The sequence below is a fragment of the Caldisericota bacterium genome (genome assembly GCA_034717215.1).
Classification (GTDB): Bacteria; Caldisericota; Caldisericia; order Caldisericales; family Caldisericaceae; genus UBA646.
Genome location: JAYELD010000092.1, coordinates 1 through 1,668, shown reverse-complemented (window position 1 = coordinate 1,668; position 1,668 = coordinate 1). Strand labels below are relative to the sequence as shown.

Annotated in this window: 2 protein-coding genes; both read right to left on the bottom strand. The window is 47.6% G+C overall.

Going from position 1 to position 1,668, the window contains the following annotated elements; genetic code table 11:
* Positions 1-1,095, bottom strand: a 1,095-nt coding sequence (locus U9Q18_03890) for a FecR domain-containing protein (GenBank protein ID MEA3313496.1), incomplete at its 3' end; no start/stop codon positions are given.
* Positions 1,096-1,321: 226 nt separating this feature from the next.
* The coding region (locus U9Q18_03885; protein MEA3313495.1) for an OmpA family protein at positions 1,322-1,668 on the bottom strand (347 nt) is incomplete at its 5' end.

The window sequence follows — 1,668 nt, the reverse complement described above, 5'->3', positions numbered from 1 at the left end:
CGGAAACGTTCCTTCTTCAACGACAACCATTTGACCCTTCCGAACTGTCAGGGAATTCCCCCCATCTTTATCGGAAACCTCCACCGAACCATCGAAAACTACCACAACCGTCTCCCCCTCACGGACGCTTGTGAGAAAAGTGGTCCCTCTAACCGAACTGACACATTGAGGAGTTAGGACCTCAAAAGAGCGGCCTTCTTCCGCCACCTCCTTTACCCTGTGCATCAAGTCTCCCTTAAACTGTTCGAGAGTGGTTTTTCCGCCGCTGCTGGATTCTATCTTGAACTCCGACTCCGGGCCGGCTATCACCTCACCCACCCCGGGGATATTGACCTTCTTCCGGGTATGTTTGTCGGTCGAAATCTTCTCATCGGGCGGGACTTCCTCGGGGAAATCGTAGCTTTCATCATCAACCTTGTGCAGAACGCCTTCGATTTCCCACTTAGCTTCGAGGCCTTTAAAATTCCAGCTTGTATTCTTACGAAGGCGCAAAGTCTCGCCGCCATCAGCGACTTCGACATTGATCTTATCCGGAACACCCTCACTCCACATCCACACAGGACCCATTGCGCTCCCGCCGTTCGTTGACGATGGAATTAGGTCAAAACCGAAATTGTTGTACTTGATCTCATCAGGTGGCATTGGAGGTCCTTTTGGCGGGTAGTAAATATAGGTCCCTCCTGGCCTGAAAGGCCTAAAATCGATATACAATGTCCGACGCCCCAGGTGAGCGTCCGGACCAGATATCTTCCCGACAACGATTCGGTTTTCCAACTTGAAAGTGCATCTCCCCAGCCCCTTAAAGACAGGTTGAGAGTAACGCACTATGGCTGAACCGGCGATATCATGGCAATATCCCCGCAGAAGGAGGTCCACATCCCTCAATTTTACGTCGTAGAATTCCATCCTGAACCCGGTCCGAAATTCCCCAAATTTGGGTATGGTCCTTAGACCCTCTCCGGACAACCGGCCATACCAGGTTCCCGTGAAGGGATCGCCACCGGTTTTATCATCTCCAGCATTTTCTGCAACCGCCGAAGATGCGGGAAGAACTAACAAAACTATCATAACCCAACAAAATATACTGATTCTCATTTTTTTGCCTCCTTTGAGCTGAAACTATTTGTCAAAACCTGTTCTAAAAGTACCTGCCCTTCTCTATTCCTCATTTTTTGTCATTGTTATCACCTCTCTTTTTATCTCAATTTTACCTATCGTATTCGGTGTTTGTGAAGTCCGCCGAAGGTGGATTTGTGGCAAGCGTAAGCTTGCCACAAACACTGTGTTAGGCGTAGTGTCCACAAAAATTCTTTCTTGATTATTACTGTTCTACCAACTCTACTCGCCGATTCTTTGCACGACCTTCTTCGTTTTTGTTAGAAGCCACGGGAGCCAAAAAACCAACACCATGAGCCTCAAGTCGCTTTACATTTACATTGTATTTGGAAATAAGTTTAGTTACCACAGCATCAGCACGAGCTTGTGAAAGTTTCATGTTGTAAGTTAAACTACCTACATTATCCGTATGACCGACAACATACAATTTAAGTTCGGGATTCTGCTGAAGGAGTTTGGCAATCTCTTTAAGGGCTGGTTCAGACTCAGGCTTTACCTCTGCCTTGTCCGTATCAAAGTAGATACCGTAAACGGCTACGTGACCGGTCCTGG